The 19,086-nt window shown below is 70.7% G+C and carries 19 protein-coding genes and 1 riboswitch; of the genes, 11 read left to right on the top strand and 8 right to left on the bottom strand.

Translation table 11 applies throughout. From position 1 onward, the window contains the following. Positions 1-17 precede the first annotated feature (17 nt). From ACZ3H8_RS09195 to ACZ3H8_RS09175, 5 genes are all read left to right on the top strand, one after another. Positions 18-1,592, top strand: coding sequence for a GMC family oxidoreductase (locus tag ACZ3H8_RS09195; protein ID WP_467399332.1), 1,575 nt, complete (start codon positions 18-20; stop codon positions 1,590-1,592). Further along, complete coding sequence (locus ACZ3H8_RS09190) at positions 1,589-2,716, top strand: quaternary amine ABC transporter ATP-binding protein (RefSeq protein WP_467399330.1); 1,128 nt, start codon at positions 1,589-1,591, stop codon at positions 2,714-2,716. Before ACZ3H8_RS09195 ends, ACZ3H8_RS09190 begins: the two co-directional genes overlap by 4 nt. After that, entirely contained in the window at positions 2,713-4,674 is a 1,962-nt protein-coding gene (locus tag ACZ3H8_RS09185; RefSeq protein ID WP_467399327.1) for an ABC transporter permease subunit, read from the top strand. Before ACZ3H8_RS09190 ends, ACZ3H8_RS09185 begins: the two co-directional genes overlap by 4 nt. Before the next feature lie 27 nt (positions 4,675-4,701). Beyond that, positions 4,702-5,655, top strand: coding sequence for an ABC transporter substrate-binding protein (locus ACZ3H8_RS09180; RefSeq protein WP_467399325.1), 954 nt, complete (start codon positions 4,702-4,704; stop codon positions 5,653-5,655). A gap of 76 nt (positions 5,656-5,731) precedes the next feature. Next, entirely contained in the window at positions 5,732-6,067 is a 336-nt protein-coding gene (locus tag ACZ3H8_RS09175; protein WP_467399323.1) for a hypothetical protein, read from the top strand. Between the two features lie 32 nt (positions 6,068-6,099). Here ACZ3H8_RS09175 and ACZ3H8_RS09170 read toward each other — a convergent pair whose 3' ends face one another. Together ACZ3H8_RS09170 and ACZ3H8_RS09165 are read right to left on the bottom strand one after the other, a co-directional pair. Next, complete coding sequence (locus tag ACZ3H8_RS09170; RefSeq protein ID WP_467399320.1) at positions 6,100-6,819, bottom strand: isocitrate lyase/PEP mutase family protein; 720 nt, start codon at positions 6,817-6,819, stop codon at positions 6,100-6,102. Between the two features lie 13 nt (positions 6,820-6,832). Next, positions 6,833-7,345: a carboxymuconolactone decarboxylase family protein gene (locus tag ACZ3H8_RS09165; protein ID WP_467399318.1), complete on the bottom strand. Its 513-nt coding sequence runs from the start codon at positions 7,343-7,345 to the stop codon at positions 6,833-6,835. A gap of 47 nt (positions 7,346-7,392) precedes the next feature. Here ACZ3H8_RS09165 and pdxR point away from each other — a divergent pair, with 47 nt between their 5' ends. Further along, positions 7,393-8,793: a MocR-like pyridoxine biosynthesis transcription factor PdxR gene (gene pdxR / locus ACZ3H8_RS09160; RefSeq protein ID WP_467399316.1), complete on the top strand. Its 1,401-nt coding sequence runs from the start codon at positions 7,393-7,395 to the stop codon at positions 8,791-8,793. Positions 8,794-8,837: 44 nt separating this feature from the next. Here pdxR and ACZ3H8_RS09155 read toward each other — a convergent pair whose 3' ends face one another. After that, positions 8,838-9,686, bottom strand: coding sequence for a DMT family protein (locus ACZ3H8_RS09155; RefSeq protein ID WP_467399976.1), 849 nt, complete (start codon positions 9,684-9,686; stop codon positions 8,838-8,840). A 122-nt stretch (positions 9,687-9,808) separates the two neighbouring features. Between ACZ3H8_RS09155 and ACZ3H8_RS09150 the strand changes: the two genes are divergently transcribed. Together ACZ3H8_RS09150 and ACZ3H8_RS09145 are read left to right on the top strand one after the other, a co-directional pair. After that, positions 9,809-10,108, top strand: a complete 300-nt coding sequence (locus tag ACZ3H8_RS09150; protein ID WP_467399313.1) for a hypothetical protein — start codon at positions 9,809-9,811, stop codon at positions 10,106-10,108. Between the two features lie 18 nt (positions 10,109-10,126). Further along, entirely contained in the window at positions 10,127-11,308 is a 1,182-nt protein-coding gene (locus ACZ3H8_RS09145) for a glutathionylspermidine synthase family protein (RefSeq protein WP_467399311.1), read from the top strand. Positions 11,309-11,321: 13 nt separating this feature from the next. Here ACZ3H8_RS09145 and rocD read toward each other — a convergent pair whose 3' ends face one another. After that, complete coding sequence (gene rocD / locus ACZ3H8_RS09140) at positions 11,322-12,527, bottom strand: ornithine--oxo-acid transaminase (protein ID WP_467399308.1); 1,206 nt, start codon at positions 12,525-12,527, stop codon at positions 11,322-11,324. Positions 12,528-12,648: 121 nt separating this feature from the next. Beyond that, positions 12,649-12,739: riboswitch (ZMP/ZTP riboswitch) on the top strand. Between the two features lie 169 nt (positions 12,740-12,908). Between rocD and ACZ3H8_RS09135 the strand changes: the two genes are divergently transcribed. Then, a complete protein-coding gene (locus tag ACZ3H8_RS09135) occupies positions 12,909-14,177 on the top strand; it encodes a serine hydroxymethyltransferase (protein ID WP_467399306.1) in 1,269 nt (422 codons plus the stop codon). A gap of 99 nt (positions 14,178-14,276) precedes the next feature. Here ACZ3H8_RS09135 and ACZ3H8_RS09130 read toward each other — a convergent pair whose 3' ends face one another. From ACZ3H8_RS09130 to ACZ3H8_RS09120, 3 genes are all read right to left on the bottom strand, one after another. Further along, positions 14,277-14,999, bottom strand: a complete 723-nt coding sequence (locus ACZ3H8_RS09130) for a hypothetical protein (protein ID WP_467399303.1) — start codon at positions 14,997-14,999, stop codon at positions 14,277-14,279. Positions 15,000-15,096: 97 nt separating this feature from the next. Continuing rightward, positions 15,097-15,927 carry a hypothetical protein gene (locus tag ACZ3H8_RS09125; RefSeq protein WP_467399301.1) on the bottom strand — a complete coding sequence of 277 codons (831 nt, stop codon included), beginning with the start codon at positions 15,925-15,927 and terminating at the stop codon, positions 15,097-15,099. Next, positions 15,920-16,543, bottom strand: a complete 624-nt coding sequence (locus ACZ3H8_RS09120) for an RNA polymerase sigma factor (RefSeq protein ID WP_467399973.1) — start codon at positions 16,541-16,543, stop codon at positions 15,920-15,922. Before ACZ3H8_RS09120 ends, ACZ3H8_RS09125 begins: the two co-directional genes overlap by 8 nt. A gap of 46 nt (positions 16,544-16,589) precedes the next feature. On the opposite strand from ACZ3H8_RS09120, the gene trpS reads away from it, so the two are divergent. Continuing rightward, positions 16,590-17,603 carry a tryptophan--tRNA ligase gene (gene trpS / locus ACZ3H8_RS09115; protein ID WP_467399298.1) on the top strand — a complete coding sequence of 338 codons (1,014 nt, stop codon included), beginning with the start codon at positions 16,590-16,592 and terminating at the stop codon, positions 17,601-17,603. A gap of 127 nt (positions 17,604-17,730) precedes the next feature. Beyond that, positions 17,731-18,312, top strand: coding sequence for a 2'-5' RNA ligase family protein (locus tag ACZ3H8_RS09110; RefSeq protein WP_467399296.1), 582 nt, complete (start codon positions 17,731-17,733; stop codon positions 18,310-18,312). A 12-nt stretch (positions 18,313-18,324) separates the two neighbouring features. Here the strand turns inward: ACZ3H8_RS09110 and ACZ3H8_RS09105 are convergent, their stop codons facing one another. Continuing rightward, complete coding sequence (locus ACZ3H8_RS09105) at positions 18,325-19,080, bottom strand: decaprenylphospho-beta-D-erythro-pentofuranosid-2-ulose 2-reductase (RefSeq protein WP_467399293.1); 756 nt, start codon at positions 19,078-19,080, stop codon at positions 18,325-18,327. Positions 19,081-19,086 lie beyond the last annotated feature (6 nt).

Raw genomic sequence — 19,086 nt, 5'->3', positions numbered from 1 at the left:
GCAGAGGTAAGCAGAGAATGACGAAGCAGAACCTGAACACGTACGACTACGTCGTCGTCGGGGGCGGCACCGCCGGGTCGGTGATCGCCTCCCGGCTCACCGAGAACCCGGACGTCACGGTCGCCGTCATCGAAGGCGGGCCGAGCGATGTCGGCCGGGACGACGTGCTGACCCTGCGGCGCTGGATGGGGCTGCTCGGCGGCGAACTCGACTACGACTACCCCACCACCGAACAGCCCCGCGGCAACTCACACATCCGGCACAGCCGCGCCCGGGTGCTCGGCGGCTGCTCGTCCCACAACACCCTCATCGCCTTCCGGCCGCTGCCGTCCGACTGGGACGAGTGGGCGGCCGCGGGGGCCGAGGGCTGGGATGCCGAAGCCATGGACCCGTACTTCGACCGGCTGCGCAACAACATCGTGCCGGTCGACGAGGCGGACCGTAACGCCATCGCCCGCGACTTCGTCGACGCCGCCCAGGCGGCGCTCGCCGTCCCGCGCGTCGAGGGCTTCAACAAGAAGCCGTTCCATGAGGGCGTCGGCTTCTTCGACCTCGCGTACCACCCGGAGAACAACAAGCGGTCCTCCGCCTCGGTCGCGTATCTCCACCCCTTCCTGGACCGGCCGAACCTCCATATAGCGCTGGAGACCTGGGCGTACAAGCTGGAGCTCGAAGGTCCCCCTACCTCCGGCAGGGGGAACCCCAGGGCGACGGGCGTACGCGTCCGTACCAAGGACGGCGAGGAGCGGCTCGTCCAGGCGCGGCGCGAAGTCCTCGTCTGCGCGGGCGCGGTGGACACGCCTCGGCTGCTGCTGCACTCCGGCATCGGGCCGCGCGCCGACCTGGAAGAGCTCGGCATCCCCGTCGTACACGATCTCCCGGGCGTCGGGGAGAACCTCCTCGACCACCCGGAGTCGGTGATCGTCTGGGAGACGCACGGGCCGATCCCCGAGAACTCGGCGATGGACAGCGACGCGGGCCTGTTCGTACAACGCGATCCGGACGCCCAAGGGCCCGATCTGATGTTCCACTTCTACCAAATCCCGTTCACCGACAACCCGGAGCGCCTCGGCTACGAGCGGCCCGCGCACGGGGTGTCGATGACGCCGAACATCCCCAAGCCGCGCAGCCGTGGCCGCGTCTATCTGACCAGCGCGGATCCGGAAGTAAAGCCTGCGTTGGACTTCCGTTACTTCACGGACGAGGACGACTACGACGGCCGTACGCTCGTCGACGGGATCAAGCTCGCCCGCGAGATCGCGACGGCTCAGCCGCTGGCGGGCTGGCTGAAAAGGGAGGTCTGTCCGGGGCCGGAGGTCACCTCGGACGAGGCGATCGGCGAGTACGCGCGCAAGGTCGCGCACACCGTGTACCACCCCGCCGGAACCTGCCGAATGGGCGCCTGGACAGATCAACTTGCCGTAGTGTCACCTGACTTGAAAATCCGGGGCATCGACGGCATCCGCATTGCCGACGCGTCCGTCTTTCCGACGATGCCCGCCGTCAACCCGATGATCGGGGTCCTGATGGTGGGCGAGAAGTGCGCGGAGCTGCTGTCCGCGGCTTCCGAAGAGAGGGGCCTGGCCCGATGAAGTCCAAGACCGAAACTCTGGATACTGCCCACAAGACCGTGGACGACGGTGCCGCGCCGCCCGTCTTCTCCGTACAAAACCTGTGGAAGGTCTTCGGTCCGAAGGCCGACCGCATTCCCGGCGACGCCGAACTGGGCGCGCTCACCCCGGCCGAGCTGCGTGAACGCACCGGCTGCACGGCAGCCGTGCGCGATGTCTCCTTCGATGTGCGCAAGGGCGAGGTCTTCGTCGTCATGGGCCTGTCCGGCTCCGGCAAGTCGACGCTCGTACGCTGCCTGACCCGGCTGATCGAGCCGACGTCCGGGGCGATCGCCATCGACGGCGAGGACGTGCTCTCCATGGACACGGCGCGACTGCGCGAACTGCGCCGCCACCGTGCGTCCATGGTCTTCCAGCACTTCGGCCTGCTGCCGCACCGCTCGGTGATCGACAACGTCGCGTACGGACTCGAGATCCAGGGCCTGGGCAAGGCCGCGCGCCGCTCCCGGGCGGCGGACGTCGTCGCGAAGGTCGGCCTGGAGGGCCTCGAGCACCGCAGGCCCGGCCAGCTGTCCGGCGGTCAGCAGCAGCGCGTCGGCCTTGCGCGGGCGCTCGCCGTCGACCCCGAAGTGATGCTCTTCGACGAGCCGTTCAGCGCACTGGACCCGCTGATCCGCCGCGATATGCAGGAGGAGGTCATCCGGCTGCACCGCGAGGAGGGCCGCACGATGATCTTCATCACACACGATCTGAGTGAGGCGCTGAAGCTGGGCGACCGTATCGCGCTGATGCGGGACGGCCGGATCGTGCAGCTGGGCACGCCGGAGGAGATCGTGGGCTCGCCCGCCGACGACTATGTACGGGACTTCGTCCGCGATGTGCCGCGCGAGCAGGTGATGACGGTGCGTACGGCGATGCGCCCGGCGGCGGACGCGGCCGAGGCGAAATCGGGCGCGGCGATCGCCCCGGACGCAACGGTCTTCGAGGCGATCGAGGCGGTGGCCCGCAGCGGCGCCCCGGCGCGTGTGATGCAGGACGGCCGCTGCGTGGGGGTGGTCGACCACGCGGGGCTGCTGGATGTGGTGGCCGGCGTGGACCGGGGCGCCGATACGGACGGGGCAACGGACAAGGCAGTCGTCGCATGACGGCCGTCGTCACCGCCCCCGCCAAGGAAGCGGCCGCACCCGAACCCGGGCTGCGTGCCCTGCTGCGCCACCGCGTCCACCGCAAGCTGCTGCTGCTCGGCGTCGCCGCGCTTGTGCTCATACCCGTCGGGGTCGCCCTGTGGGGCAGCGGCAGCTGGCCCGCCGAGCTGACCGTCGACGTATCCGGTCCCCTCGACGACGCCAACGCGTGGGTCGTCGACAACCGCGACACCCACCCCCTCTTCCTCTACTTCCTCCTCCACCTCTCCAACACCGCCACCGATGCGGTCGACGCCGTCTACCAGTTCCTGGACGCCATGGGCTGGCTGGGCGTCCTCGCCGCCGGTGTGCTGTTCGCCTGGCGGGCCGCCGGGCTCGGACAGCGCGGGGTGAAGGTCGCGGCGACCGCCTTCGGAGCCTTCGCCGTGTGCGGGCTGCTCGGGATGTGGGACGCCACGCTGCTGACCATCGCGCTGATGGTCGTCGCGGTCGCCGTCGCCGCGCTGCTCGGCGTGCTGATCGGGCTCGCGGCCGGGCTGTCCCGCCGGGTCGACCGGGCGCTGCGGCCGGTGCTCGACACCATGCAGGTGCTGCCCGCGTTCGCGTATCTGCTGCCGTTCGTGCTGGTCTTCGGCACCGGCACGCCCGCCGCGCTGTTCTGCACGGTCATCTACGCCGCCCCGCCCATGGCCCGCCTCACGGCCCTCGGGCTGCGCGGCGCCGACCCTGCCGTGCTCGAAGCGTCCGCCTCGCTCGGCGCGAGCGCATGGCAGCGGCTGCGGACCGCGCGGCTGCCGCTCGCCCGCAAGCAGATGCTCCTCGGCCTCAACCAGACGATCATGATGGCGCTCTCGATGGTCGTCATCGCGGCCCTCGTCGGAGCCGGCGGTCTCGGTGAGGAGGTCTACTCGGCGCTCTCCACCGTCGACGTCGGCAAGGCCCTCTCCGCGGGCATCCCGATCGTCCTGATCGCCGTCTGGCTGGACCGTACGACCGCGGCGGCCGGTGACCGTATCGGCGAGAGCTCACCCGGCGGCGGGCTGCTGCACGGCCGCTCCGCCTGGGCGCTGGTGTTCGCCGGCGTCGTGGCCGCGGCCTTCGGCCGGCTGGCCGTCGGCAGGGTATGGCCGGAGGGCTGGACGTACGACATCTCCACGCCCGTCAACAAGGCGCAGGAGTGGATCACCGAGAACCTCACCTTCACCGAGGCCTGGGCGCGCGAGTTCACGCTGTGGATCCTCAACCCCCTGCGTGACGCCCTGATCTGGCTCCCCTGGTGGTCGCTCCTGCTGCTCGTCGCGGCCCTCGCCTGGCTGGTCGGCACCTGGGCGACCGCCCTGACCGCCACGCTCTCGATGGCGGCGATCGGCGTACTCGGGGTCTGGGGCAAGTCCCTCGACACGCTCTCCCAGGTGCTCGCGGCCCTCGTGCTCACGCTGGCGCTCGGCGTCCTCGCGGGCATCCTGTCCGCGCGGGCCGGGCGTCTGGAGCGCTGGCTGCGGCCGGTACTGGACGCCATGCAGACGATGCCGCAGTTCGTGTATCTCATCCCGGTGGTCGCGCTGTTCGGCGTCACCCGGGCATCCGCGATCATCGCCGCAGTGGTGTACGCGCTGCCCGCTGTCGTACGCATCACCACCCAAGGCCTGCGCGAGGTCGACCCGGCCGCGCTCGAGGCATCCCGTTCGCTGGGCGCGTCGACCCGTCAGCAACTCCTCCAGGTCCAGCTGCCGCTGGCCCGCCCGGCACTGCAGCTCGCCGTCAACCAGGGCGTCGTGCTGGTGCTTGCGGTGGTCGTCGTCGGCGGCCTGGTCGGCGGCGGGGCGCTGGGCTACGACGTCGTGAAGGGCCTCTCCCGGGGCGAGATGGGCATCGGCATGACGGCCGGAGTCGCGATTGTCTGCCTCGGCCTCGTACTGGACCGGATCACCCAGCCCGCCACCCGCAAGACCGACTGAACCCTTCCTTCCATTAACAGGAGCACCATGCGCACCATCCGTACCACCACGGCTGTCATCGGCGCCCTCGGCGTCCTCACCCTCAGCGCGTGCAGCGCTGCCGAGACCGGCAAGAAGGACGAGGCCGGCGGCGCCAAGACCGTGAAGCTGACCGTCCCCTCCTGGGTCGGCGCCCAGGCCAACACGGCCGTCGCCGGCTACATCCTGAAGAAGGAGCTGGGCTACACCGTCAAGACCCAGCAGATGGGCGAGGTCCTCGCCTGGGACGCGCTCTCCAAGGGCGACATAGACGCGATCATGGAGGACTGGGGTCACCCCAAGGAGGAGAAGCAGTACGTCACGACGAAGAAGACCGTCGTCAAGGGCGGCGACCTCGGCGTGACCGGGCACATCGGCTGGTTCGTGCCGAAGTACTTCGCGGACGCGCACCCCGATGTCACGGACTACAAGAACCTCAACAAGTACGCCAAGGACTTCAAGACCGCGGAGAGCGGTGACAAGGGCGAGATCCTGGAGGGCTCCCCGGACTACGTCACCAACGACGACGCGATCATCAAGAACCTGAAGCTCAACCTCAAGACCAACTACTCGGGTTCCGAGGCCGCGCAGATCACCGCGATCAAGAAGTACGCGAAGGAGAAGAAGCCTTTCCTGACGTACTGGTGGACCCCGCAGTGGCTGAACGCCCAGGTCGACATGGTCGAGGTCAAGCTGCCGGAGTACAAGGCGGGTTGTGACGCCGACCCGAAGGCTGTCGCGTGCGCGTACCCGAACACGCCGCTGCAGAAGTTCCTCAACGCGGACTTCGCGAAGAACGGCGGCGAGGCGGCGGAGTTCCTGAAGAACTTCAAGTGGACGACCGAGCAGCAGAACGAGGTCGCGCTGATGATCGCCGGCGAGAAGATGTCGCCGGAGGCCGCGGCCGAGAAGTGGGTCAAGGCGAACGAGGCGACGTGGAAGGCTTGGCTCCCGAAGAAGTAGCCCGCGGCCGCGCCCGCACCTCTGAAGTACCTCAACTCGCTTGAGGGAGTACGGCCCTGAGGGCGAGGATCCGTGCATGTTCTTCGGATCCGGCAAGCAGGAACTCTCCGTACTCGTTCTGCGTGACGCGGACGGCATCGCCGATGCCGTCCGCGCCGCGTTGGTGACGGCGACGCCGGAGGAACGCCCTGGCCTGGAGCGGGCCGCCGCCCTCGTCGCCGAGGCCGCGGCGGCCACGGACGCGGAGCTGCGCGGCCGCTGGGTGCGTGGGCACCTGGCCGCGGCCGGCGTCGAAGGCCCGGCCGATTCCGTCACCGCGATCAAGGCCCTGCGCAAGGCCGAGCCGCGGCTGAGCCTTCTCGCGGCGGTGGGCCTGGCGAAGGACGCGGAGTCGACCGGGCCGGAGGCCTAGGGCGGCAGCCTCCGCACGCGGCCGGGCGGCGGTCAGCCCCGCAGCTCCTCGGCGATCTTCCGTACCGCGGCCATCGCCTTGTGGTGCAGGCCGGGGCCGAAGGTGATCCGGGTCGCGCCCAGGCGGCCCAGTTCGGCGACGGGCGGGCCGCCCGGGAGCGGTGCGACGTTGATCGGGCCCCCGATCTCCTCGCGCAGCAACGGGAGTTGCTCCGGCGGTACGGCGAACGGGTAGACGCAGTCCGCGCCGGCCGCGACATACAGCCGTGCCCGGGCGATCGCCTCCGCCGGGTCGGTCACTCCGCGCAGGAACGAGTCGACCCGGGCATTGATGAACAGCCGGTCGCCTGCCTCCGCGCGGACCTCGGCCAGCCAGTCGGCGTGCCGTTGCGGGTCCTTGAGGGCCTTGGTCGCGGAGTCGGAGTCCTCCAGGTTGCAGCCAACGGCTCCGGTGTCGAGGATCCGGGCGACCAGCTCTTTCGGGGGCAGGCCGTAGCCCGCCTCGACGTCCGCGGAGACCGGCACGTCCACCGAGCGGGCGATACGGGCGACGGCCGTGAACATCTCGTCGGCGGGCGTCTGTCCGTCCTCGTACCCGAGAGCGGACGCGACCCCGGCGCTCGGGCTCGCGAGGGCAGGGAAGCCGGCGTCGGCGAAGGAGCGGGCACTGGCGGCGTCCCACGGGCCCGGGAGGACGAGGGGGTCGCCGGGGGCGCGGCCGTGGTGGAGGGAGCGGAAGGTTTCGACGGTCATCACTGATATCCCGTCAGTGCTTGAACTGGCCGGGCGTGTAGTGGCCGGGGACCATGCGTGTGCTCACGCCGAAGCGGTTCCAGGCGTTGATGACCGTGATCGCCGAGATCAGCTGGGCGAGCTCCGCCTCGTCGAAGTGCTTGGCGGCCCTCTCGTACACCTCGTCCGGCACAAAGCCGTCGGTGAGGAGGGTGACGGCCTCCGTCAGTTCGATCGCCGCGATTTCCTTCCCGGTGTAGAAGTGCTGCGACTCCTCCCATGCGCTGAGCTGGACAATCCGCTCCACCGACTCGCCCGCCGCGAGGGCGTCCTTGGTGTGCATGTCGAGGCAGAAGGCGCAGTGGTTGATCTGTGAGGCGCGGATCTTGACCAGTTCGAGAAGGACCGGGTCGAGGCCCTGCCGGGCGGCCGCGTCCAGCTTGACCATGGCCTTGTAGACCTCGGGAGCGAACTTCGCCCAGGGGAGGCGGGGGGTGTGCTCGGGGGCGTAGGACGTGTTCTCGTTCGGCGTCTCGTTCGTCGTCATGGCTACGACCGTACGCGCGTGGTGGCGCACGAGTATGGTCCATTCTCATGACGGATCACTGGGCCACTTTCGGCGCCGACCTCCATTTGGAACTGCGCGGTTCCGGCCTGCGTACGGGCCTGATGGACGCCCTGCGGGAGGCCGCGCGCAGCGGGCGGCTGGCCCCCGGGACGCGGCTGCCGTCCTCGCGTTCGCTCGCCGCCGACCTGGGGATCGCACGCAATACGGTCGCCGACGCGTACGCCGAACTCGTCGCCGAGGGATGGCTCACCGCGCAGCAGGGCTCGGGGACGCGGGTCGCCCGGCGGGCCGCGCCGCGGAAAGCGGCGGCGGGTGCGGTCAGGACCCGGCGGGCCGGCCGCGGCCCCCAGTACAGCCTGATGGCCGGCAGCCCCGACCTCGCGTCCTTCCCGCGCGCACAGTGGCTGAAGGCGGCCCGCCGGGCACTGACCGCCGCGCCGCACGAGGCCTTCGGATACCACGATCCGCGCGGGCGCGTCGAGCTGCGTACCGTACTGGCCGACTATCTGGCGCGGGCACGAGGCGTCTACGCGGACCCCGAGCGGATCGTGATCTGTTCCGGCTTTGTGCACGGGCTGATGCTGCTGGGAAAGATGCTGAGGCGGCGGCGGGTGCGCGAAGTGGCAGTCGAGTCGTACGGACTCGATGTGCACTGGAACCTGCTGGCCGAGGCGGGAATGCGGACCCCGGCCCTGCCCCTCGACGAACTGGGCTCACAGACAGGTGAGTTGGGGACCCTGCGCGGCGCGGGCGCGGTGCTGCTGACGCCCGCACACCAGTTCCCGATGGGAGCTGCGCTGCATCCCGACCGGCGCGCGGCCGCCGTCGACTGGGCCCGCGGGACGGGCGGGCTGATCCTGGAGGACGACTACGACGGGGAGTTCCGCTACGACCGCCAGCCGGTGGGCGCGCTCCAGGGCCTCGAACCCGACCGGGTGGTCTATCTGGGCACGGCGAGCAAGTCGCTGGCGCCGGGGCTACGGCTCGGCTGGATGGTGCTGCCCGAGGAACTCGTGGGCCAGGCGCTTGAGGCGAAGGGCTCCGTCGACTGGGTGTCGAGCGCGCTGGACCAGCTGACACTCGCGGAGTTCATCGCCTCGGGCGCGTACGACCGTCATGTACGGGGGATGCGGCTGCGCTACCGCAGACGGCGCGACCAGCTGGTGCGGGCGCTGGCGGAGCGCGCGCCGGACATCCGGGTCAGCGGGATCGCGGCGGGGCTGCACGCGGTGCTCGAACTCCCGCCCGGCACCGAGCAGTCCGTGATCCAGGCGGCGGCGTGGCAGGGCCTGGCGGTGGAGGGGGTCTCGCGGTACCGGCACAAGGACGCGCCGCGTGGGAGGGACGCGCTGGTGGTGGGGTACGCGACGCCGGCGGACAGCGGCTGGGCGGGGGCGCTGGACGCGCTGTGCCGGGCGCTGCCGTGAGCCTGCGGCGGCTTGCCCGGGGGCGGTTAGGGGAACAGCCTCGCTCAGGGGGCCGCAGCCTCAGGCGCCTCCGAAGCCGCGGGCGGCTCGCCGAACCGGGCCAGCGCCAGCGCCCCCGCCACCGCCACCACGAAGCCCGCCACGGCCAGCCAGGCCAGGCCCTCGCGGGTCTGGTCGCCCAGCCACACCACGCCCACCACCGCCGGGCCGATCGTCTCGCCGAGCACCAGGCCCGCCGTGGCCGTCGTCACCGAGCCGCGCTGCAGGGCGGAGGTGAGCAGCAGGAACGCCGCACCGCCGCCGAGCAGCAGCGCATACAGCGCCGGATTGGCCAGCACTTCGGGCAGCGCGACCGAGTCGATCAGCCGGACCGCGACCTCGACCACGCCGAAGCCGAAGCCCGCGCCGAGGCCGAGCACCAGGGCGCGCGGTTTGTCGGGGAGGCGGCCCGCGGCCGCGCCGACGAGGAGGACGGCGAGCGCGACGCCGAGCATGGCCCAGCGCAGGGCGGTGGATCCGGGCCGGTCGCCCTCAGCGCCCGAGGCGAGGCCCAGCATCGCGAGCCCCATGCAGACCACGGCGACCGCTCCCCACTCCGTCCGGCTCAGGCGGACAGGGAGCAGGCGCGAGGCCACCACGGCGGTCACCGCGAGGCTGGCGGCGAGCGCCGCGCCGACCGCGTAGATGGGGATGGAGCGCAGGGCGACGATCTGGAGGGCGAAACCGAGGCCGTCCAGGGCGAGTCCGGCCAGATATCGCCACTGACGCAGCGCGCGCAGCAGCAGCGCCGGGTCGACGCCGGAGCCGGTGCCCGGCTGCGTGGCGCGGGCGGCGACGGCCTGGAGGACGGAGGCCGTGCCGTAGCAGACCGCGGAACCGAGCGCACAGATCATCCCAAAGAGCACAAAGCGACTGTAGATGAGGAAGGTTGGCGGACCGGGTTTACGAGCGTGCGAGGCGGCCCTCTAGTCTGTCCGGCGATCTACTGGCTTGATTCGAACGGGGCGACCGGCTGATGGTGCGACGCAGGCTGAGGTCGAGCACGGTTGTGCTCGGCGGCATGGGGGTGCTCGCCGCGACGCTCACGGCATGCGGCTCGGAGCCGGACGAGCGGTGTGTCGATCCGGTGACCTACGAAGTACTGCCGGACTACGAGTGCGACGGCGACGGCGACGGCAATGGCAACGGGTCCGGCAGCAGCGGTAGGTACTACTACGGCGGCAGGGTCAGCGGCGGCCGGGTCGATGGCGGCAGCTTCGACAGGACCGCCGTCGACAGCGGCGGCTTCGGCGGCTCCAGCTCCGGCGGCGGCTGAGTACGGGGCATACACAGCATGAAGCGTCACATCATCGAGCCCCGCCCGGGCTGGCAGCAGATCGTCGAGGAACAGGGCCTCATCTACCCGCTGACCCGCTACCCGGACGGCTCGCTGCGCCCGTACTGGGACGAGAGCGCGTACTACGAATTCTCGCTGCCCGAGGTCGAGGCGCTGGAAGAGGTTGTCGAGGAACTGCACGCCTTGTGCCTGGCCGCGGCCGCGCACATTGTCGAGCACAACCGCTTCGCCGACCTCGGCATCACCGACCGGCGGCTGGCCAGGCGGGTCGCCGAGTCCTGGCGGCGCAGGGTCGAACTTCCTTCCCTCTACGGGCGGTTCGACCTCCGCTACGACGGCACCGGCCCGGCCAAAATGCTGGAGTACAACGCCGACACCCCGACCTCCCTGGTCGAGGCCGCCAGCCCGCAGTGGTTCTGGATGGAGGACCGCTTCCCCGGCGCGGACCAGTGGAACTCCCTCCACGAACGCCTCGTCGACGGCTGGAAGCGGCAGGCCCCGCTGCTGCCGCCGGGGCCGCTGCACTTCGTCCACTCCGACGGGGACGAGCTGGGTGAGGACCTGATGACCGTCGCGTATCTGCGCGAGACGGCCCAGCAGGCGGGTATCGCCACCGAGGCGCTCTCCGTCGAACGCATCGGCTGGGACCGGCTTTCCGGACGCTTCGTCGACGACCGGCTGCGCTTCATACGCAGCTGCTTCAAGCTCTACCCGTGGGAGTGGCTGGTCACCGACCGCTTCGGGCCGCACGTCCTCGACACTCTGGACAACGGCGGCGGCACCGGTACCACCTGCTGGATCGAGCCCGCCTGGAAGATGCTCCTCTCCAACAAGGCGCTGCTGGCGATCCTCTGGGAGCTGAACCCTGGCCACCCGAATCTGCTGCCCGCCTATCTCGACGGCCCGCGCGAACTCGCCGCCGAGCGGGGCTATGTCGCCAAGCCCCTGCTCGGCCGCGAGGGCGCGGGCGTCACGGTCCACGAGCCGGGCGCCGGTCCCGTACTGCGTGAAGAGCCGTGCTGCTACCAGGAGTTGGCCCCGCTGCCCGACTTCGAGGGCAACCGCGTGGTGCTCGGCGCATGGGTCGTCGAGGGCGAGGCGGCGGGGCTCGGCATCAGGGAATCGGCGGGGCTGGTCACGGACGAGTACGCCCGCTTCCTGCCCCACGTCATCCTCTGATCCCAGGCGGGATCTAGGCGCCCAGGACGGCCCTCAGCTGGTCCAGGCCCCAGTCCAGGTCCTCCTTGCTGATCACCAGCGGCGGGGCGATCCGGATCGTGGAACCGTGGGTGTCCTTGACGAGGACCCCGCGGTCCATCAGCTTCTCCGAGATCTCCCGGCCGGTGCCGTGGCTGGGCACGATGTCGACGCCCGCCCAGAGCCCGCGGCCGCGTACCGCCTCCACCGCGCCGCCGCCGGTCAGCAGGCCCAGCTCGTGGTGGAGGTGCTCACCCAGCTCGGTGGCGCGCTGCTGGAACTCGCCGGTGCGCAGCATCGCGATGACCTCCAGGGCGACCGCGCAGGCGAGCGGATTGCCGCCGAACGTCGAGCCGTGCTCACCGGGACGGTAGACGCCGAGCACCTCATTGGAGGAGACGACCGCCGACACCGGAACGACGCCGCCGCCCAGCGCCTTGCCCAGCACATACATGTCCGGCACGACGCCCTCGTGCTCGCAGGCGAAGGTCTTGCCGGTCCGCCCGAGGCCCGACTGGATCTCGTCCGCGATGAAGAGGACGTTCCGCTCGCGGGTCAGCTGCCGTACGCCCGCGAGATACCCGGCCGGCGGCACCAGCACCCCGGCCTCGCCCTGGATCGGCTCCAGCAGCACGGCCACGGTGTTCTCGGTGAGCGCGGCGTCCATTGCGGTCAGGTCCCCGTACGGAACGATCTCGAAGCCCGGGGTGTACGGACCGAAGTCCGCCCGCGCCTCCTGGTCCGTGGAGAAGCTGATCACCGTCGTCGTACGGCCGTGGAAGTTGTTGGCCGCGACGACGATCTTCGCCATGTTGTCCGGGACGCCCTTGACCCGGTAACCCCATTTCCGGGCGGTCTTCACGGCGGTCTCCACCGCCTCCGCCCCGGTGTTCATCGGCAGCACCATCTCCATGCCGCACAACTGGGCGAGCTGTGTACAGAAGTCGGCGAACCGGTCGTGGTAGAAGGCGCGGGAGGTGAGCGTGACTCTCTCCAGCTGCGCCTTGGCGGCGTCGATCAGCCGGCGGTTTCCGTGGCCGAAATTGAGCGCCGAGTACCCGGCGAGCATGTCGAGGTAGCGACGCCCCTCGACATCGGTCATCCACGCGCCGTCGGCCGAGGCGACGACGACGGGGAGCGGGTGGTAGTTGTGCGCGCTGTGCGCCTCCGCGGAGGCAATGGCACTCTCCGATGCAGACACGGGATCTCCGTTCGAGTAGAGACAAGACATCCGGCTGGGGCGGGGTCATGCCCCTGTTTCTATCGTCGCTCGTATGGTGGACGAAGAAACCTTGCTGTGGGGCGTGGCCGCTAGGCTGGACACTACGCACGGCGACTGGCGTACGGGGAAGTGACCCCGAGGGAACCGCGCGCGGAAGATCACACGAGGTGCCGCCCGCCTGGGCACCACGGGACCCGTCCTGTGTGGTGCCGCTCGCCCCCTGCCTTCGGCGGGAGGACCCCCGAGTTGCATCCCGGGACACGTCCCGTGTGGTGCGGCCCGCGCCCTCCGCCTCCGGCGGGGGATGCCGAGCCGCACCCCGGGACAACGACCGAGCAACGGATCGCCCCGGAGGACACCATGACTCTTCCCCTGCAGCACCCCGCACTCTCCGCCACCGACCCCGAACTGGCGGCCCTCATCGGCGCCGAGGAACAGCTTCAGGCCGAGACCCTCCGGCTGATTCCCAGCGAGAACTACGTCTCCAGGGCCGTCCTGGAAGCCTCCGGCACCGTGCTGCAGAACAAGTACAGCGAGGGCTACGCCGGCCGCCGCTACTACGAGGGCCAGCAGAACATCGACCAGGTCGAGCGGCTCGCCATCGCCCGCGCCAAGGCCGTCTTCGGCGTCGAGCACGCCAATGTCCAGCCCTACTCCGGCTCCCCGGCCAACCTCGCCGTCTATCTCGCCTTCGCCGAGCCCGGCGACACCGTGATGGGCATGGCCCTGCCGATGGGTGGCCACCTCACCCACGGCTGGGGCGTCTCCGCCACCGGCAAGTGGTTCCGCGGCGTGCAGTACGGCGTACGCCAGGACACCGGCCTCATCGACTTCGACGAGGTGCGCGAACTCGCCCTCAAGGAGCGGCCGAAGATCATCTTCTGCGGCGGCACCGCCCTGCCCCGCACCATCGACTTCGCGGCCTTCGCGGAGATCGCCCGCGAGTCCGGCGCCGTCCTGGTCGCCGATGTCGCGCACATCGCCGGCCTGATCGCGGGCGGCGCGCACCCCTCGCCGGTGCCGCACGCGGACGTGATCTCCACGACCACCCACAAGACCCTGCGCGGGCCACGCGGCGCGATGCTGATGTCCCGCGAGGAGCATGCCAAGGCCATCGACAAGGCGGTGTTCCCCGGCCTCCAGGGCGGCCCGCACAACCAGACCACGGCCGCCATCGCGGTCGCCCTGCACGAGGCGTCCCAGCCCTCCTTCCGCACCTACGCCCAGTCGGTCGTCGCCAACGCCAAGGCGCTCGCCGACGAGCTCCTGACCCGTGGCTTCGACCTTGTCTCCGGCGGCACCGACAACCATCTGATCCTGATGGACCTCACCCCCAAGGACGTGCCCGGCAAGGTGGCGGCGAAGGCCCTCGACCGGGCCGGGATCGTCGTCAACTACAACACCGTCCCCTACGACCCGAGGAAGCCCTTCGACCCCTCGGGCGTCCGCATCGGCACCCCCTCCCTCACCTCCCGCGGTCTCGGTACGGAGCACATGGCCGCCGTCGCCGACTGGATCGACCGGGGCGTGACCGCGGCCGACGCGGGCGACGAGGACGCGCTGGCCACGATTCGCGCCGAGGTCGCGGCTCTGATGGCCGAGTACCCCGCGCCCGGGCTGACTGCCTAGCGCGGTGACCGCGACGGCTGACCGGTGACCGGCGACCGGTGACCGCGATGGCTGACCGGGGCCGGTCGGCAGCCGGTTCGCGTGAAACAGGCTCTCCGCCTAGCCGTCCAGCAGCTGCTGGCGCGGTCCCGGCTCCGGTGTGCCGCCGCCCCGCCCGAACGGCGGGCGCGGCAGCCGTGAGGCCAGCGGCCGCAGCACCAGAGTCAGCGCCGCCCCGGCCGCCAGCCCCGGTATCGCCCACCACCAGCCGGTGGTGGTGTCGTCGGAGGCAGGCGCGGTGGCAGGTGCCGTCGGGGGCTCAGCCTCCTGCCGGCTCTGCCCCTGGTCCTGAGCCTGCCCGTCGTCCCAGGCGGGCGGGTACTCAGCCACCCCGGCCCCGCCGGACCTCTTGCCCATCAGGCCCAGCTTCTTGAGGAGCCCGCTCAGCTCCGTGGGCTGCCGCGCCTGGTGCCAGTAGCCCCTCTGCGACTCCATTTCCCGTGCCGTATGTATCCAGACGACGCCCGCCCGGTCGCTCGGATACACCCGGTCCACGCGCCAGGGCTGAACGTCATGGACCATCCAGGTCACATTGATCTGCCGGGCGTCCACCGCCATGTCCAGCGACGGCGGCCGGTCCGTCTGCCCCTTGGCCGGACCGTCGCCCAGCAGGTTCAGCAGGGCTGTGTAGTCCGTGTCGGAGTAGTAGAGAGACGCGGTCTCGCTGCTTTCCGGAGAGGTGATCAGCACACTGGTCGGCCCTCCGGCCACCGCGCCCGGGGCGAGGACCCACGTCAGCGCGAGCACCGTCACCAGTGCGGCAAGTCGTCCCAGCAGTCGCATACTTCCCCCAGCCGACGTCCGGTACGGCCCGTCCGCACCCCGTCACCTCTGGTACACCGCCCGCCCGCTTCAGGTTCCACCCCGCCCGCTGCCAATTTCAGCGCGTCGATTCCCCGATCTCCTTGGCGCGCAGCAACTGAGCCACTCCCTCCAGCCGCAGGGTCGTCCGCTCGTCCGCCGTCCACAGCAGCGTCGGGCCCGCCGTCCGCTCGGCCTGTATCCACACCTCGCCACGGGCGTCGGTCATGCCGAACCGCAGTAGATGCGGCTCGGCGAACCACAGCCCCATCCCGCCGCTCAGCGTCACCCACTCCGGCATGATCCGCGCCTGCTTGGCGAAGCCGAGGTCCAGCTGCGCCGGGAATTGGTCCAGCCGGATCGTCCGCCCCCGCTCGCTCCAGCACAGGCTCACCACCGACCGGCCCGCGGGCCCTTCGGTCACCGAGACCGCGTCCGGGTCGCCCAGCCCGCCCGGCACCCGCGCCCGGAATCCCGCGCGCCGCTCCGCCTCGGCCAGCGGCACCGGCGCGTGGCACCACGGCGGCTGCGTCCCTTGCCGCGGCGGCATCGTGGGGTCGTATCGCACCTCGACCCCGCCGAATCCGAACCAGTCGGCCACCGTCGCCCGCACCGGAGGCGTGAGCACGAGCACCACCAGCACCCCGGACAGGACGACCGTCAGCGCGCGCCACCTCCGGCGCGTCCAGAGCCTGAACCGCTCGGCCCGCCCTGGCTCGGCAGGAGGGGGCACCGCCTCGGCGAGGAGCTGGGCCAGCACCCGCTCGGCCATCGTCTCGCCGTCGACGTCCGGAATCCTGATCCCGCGCCCCAGTCCGCGCAGCTCCTGGCGCAAGCCCTCGTGCGGCTCCTCGTGCGGCTCCTCGTGCGGCTCCTCACCCAAGGCCTCGTGCGGCTCCTCGTCAGTCATGCTCCTCACCTCCCTTCCCAGGAATGAGCTGCCCCAGCTTCGCCAGCGCGCGGTTCAGCCGGGACTTCACCGTGCCGCGCGGCCAGCCCAGCGCCTCGGCCGTCTCCGCCTCGTCCATCTCCAGCAGATAGCGGTAGGTGACGACCTGCCGCTGCTCCTCGCTCAGCTCCTCCAGCGCCGCCAGCAGCACCGTCCGCCGCTCCTCCGCCAGGGCCGCCACCGCCGGGTCGGCCGACTCCGGTATCAGCGGCTCGGAGCCGATCAGCAGTGCCTCCTGTCCGGCGAGCGCCCGCAGCCGCACCGCCGAGCGCACTGTGTTCCTCGTCTCATTGACCACGATCCGAAGCAGCCACGGACGGAACGCGGCGCCGTCCCGGAACCGCCCCAGCGCCTGGTACGCCTTGAGGAAGGCGCTCTGCACCACATCCTCCGCGTCCGCACCGGCCCCGAAGGCCACGGCCGCACGCAGCGCGACATGCGTGTGGGCGCGCACCAGCTCCGCGTACGCCTCCGGCTCTCCGGCGCGCACCCGCGCGATCACCGCAGCCTCGTCGACGATGCGGCCCCCCTCCGGACCCGCTTCCACGGTCCCCTCCCGCGTCCTCACACCTTTCATACACCGGCGGCCGAGGATCGGTTCCACACCTGAGAGAATGATGAACATGGCCTCAGACCGACCCCGCGCGCTCTCCGGTATCCAGCCCACCGCAGGCTCGTTCCACCTCGGGAACTACCTCGGCGCGATCCGCCAGTACGTGGCGCTGCAAGAGACCCACGACGCGTTCTACATGGTCGTGGATCTGCACGCGATCACCATGCCGCAGGACCCAGCCGAGCTGCGTGCCAACACCCGACTCGCCGCCGCTCAGCTGCTCGCCGCCGGTCTCGACCCCGAGCGCTGCACCCTCTTCATCCAGAGCCACGTCCCCGAGCACGCCCAGCTCGGCTGGATCATGAACTGCCTCACCGGCTTCGGCGAGGCCTCCCGGATGACGCAGTTCAAGGACAAGTCCGCCAAGCAGGGCGCCGACCGCGCCACCGTCGGGCTCTTCACGTATCCGATCCTGCAGGTCGCGGACATCCTGCTCTACCAGGCCAACGCCGTCCCGGTCGGCGAGGACCAGCGCCAGCACATCGAGCTCACCCGTGATCTCGCCGAGCGCTTCAACACCCGCTTCGGCGACACCTTCACCGTCCCGGCGCCGCACATCGTCAAGGAGGTCGCGAAGATCTACGACCTCCAGGACCCGTCGATCAAGATGAGCAAGTCGGCGTCCACGCCGAAGGGCCTGATCAATCTGCTCGACGAGCCCAAGGCGACCGCCAAGAAGGTCAAGAGCGCGGTCACCGACACCGACACCGTGATCCGCTTCGACCCCGTCGAGAAGCCCGGCGTCTCCAACCTCCTCACCATCCACTCCACCCTCACCGGCAAGACCATCGCCGAGCTGGAGGCGGAGTACGAGGGCAAGATGTACGGCGCGCTGAAGACCGACCTGGCCGAAATCATGGTGGAATTCGTCACTCCCTTCCGCACCCGTACGCAGGAATATCTGGACGATCCCGAGACGCTGGACTCGATTCTGGCCAAGGGCGCGGAGAAGGCCCGGGCGGTCGCCGCCGAGACGCTGGCCGCCGCATACGACAAGGTGGGGTTCCTGCCGGCGAAGCACTGAGTCCGTAGTGAGTCCGTACTGAATCGGCACTGAATCATCACTGTGTCCAAGGACTCTGGCCACACATACGGTGCAGCAGCCACACTGGCGGCTGCACACCTAACTACCGACGACTGAGGAGAACGACGTGGGGACCGTAACGCTCGGCGTTTCGATCGCGGTCCCGGAGCCCTATGGCAGCCTGCTCCAGGAGCGGCGCGCGGGCTTCGGGGATCCCGCCGCGCACGGAATCCCCACACACGTCACCCTTCTCCCGCCCACCGAGGTCGACGCCGAGGCCCTGCCCTCGATCGAGGCGCATCTCGCCGCGGTAGCGACGACCGGCCGGCCGTTCCCGATGCGGCTCTTCGGCACCGGGACATTCCGCCCGCTCTCGCCCGTCGTCTTCGTCCAGGTCGTCGAGGGCGCGGCGGCCTGCTCCTGGCTGCAGAAGCGGGTGCGGGACGCGTCCGGGCCGCTCGTGCGTGAGCTGCAGTTCCCGTACCACCCGCATGTGACCGTGGCGCACGGCATCGCCGAGGAGGCGATGGACCGGGCCTACGAAGAGCTGTCCGAGTACGAGGCGGCCTGGACCTGTGCCTCCTTCGCGCTGTACGAGCAGGGCGCGGACGGCGTGTGGCGCAAGCTCCATGAGTACGCCTTCGGCGGCGGCGTCACGGCCGTTCCCGCCCAGGGATCCCCGGTCGACGAGCCCGCCACTACCCTCTGACGCCCGGTTCCGTCAGAGCGGCATTCTGCGGAACAGCGGGCGCGGCACATGCCGCAGCGCCGACATCACCACGCGCAGTGCCCCCGGCACCCACACCGTCTCGGACCTGCGCCGCAGCCCCAGTTCGACGGCTGCGGCGACCGCTTCGGGGGTGGTGGCGAGCGGTGCCTGAGCCAGCCCCGCCGTCATTTTCGTAACGACGAATCCGGGGCGTACGACCATCACGTGCACGCCAGTCCCGTGCAGCGCGTCGCCAAGACCCTGGGCGAAGGCGTCCAGGCCCGCCTTGCTGGAGCCGTAGATGAAGTTGGCGCGGCGGGCGCGCTCGCCGGCGACCGAGGAGAGCACCACCAGCGAGCCGTGCCCCTGGCTCTGCAGTGCGCCGGCGCACACCAGACCGGCCGAGACCGCGCCCGTGTAGTTGGTCTGCGCGACCCGGACCGCGGCAGGCGGATCGGCCTCGTCGTTCGCCTGGTCGCCGAGGACGCCGAAGGCAAGCAGCACCATGTCGATGTCGCCCTCCGCGAAGATCTTGCCCAGCACATCCTCGTGCGCGGCACAGTCCAGGGCGTCGAAGGCGACGGTGCGGACATCGGCCCCGAGCCTGCGGAGCTCGGCGGCCGCGTCATCGAGGCCGGGGGAGAGACGGCCGGCCAGCCAGACCGTGCGGGTGCGGCGGGCGATGAGCCGACGGGCGGTGGCCAGGCCGATCTCCGACGTGCCGCCGAGGACGAGCAGGGACTGAGGGCTGCCGAAGGCGTCCTTCATAGGTCG

Source organism: Streptomyces sp. NPDC002868 (genome assembly GCF_055563295.1).
The sequence above is the reverse complement of the archived record's forward strand: the minus strand, read 5'-3'. Positions and strand labels throughout refer to the sequence as shown.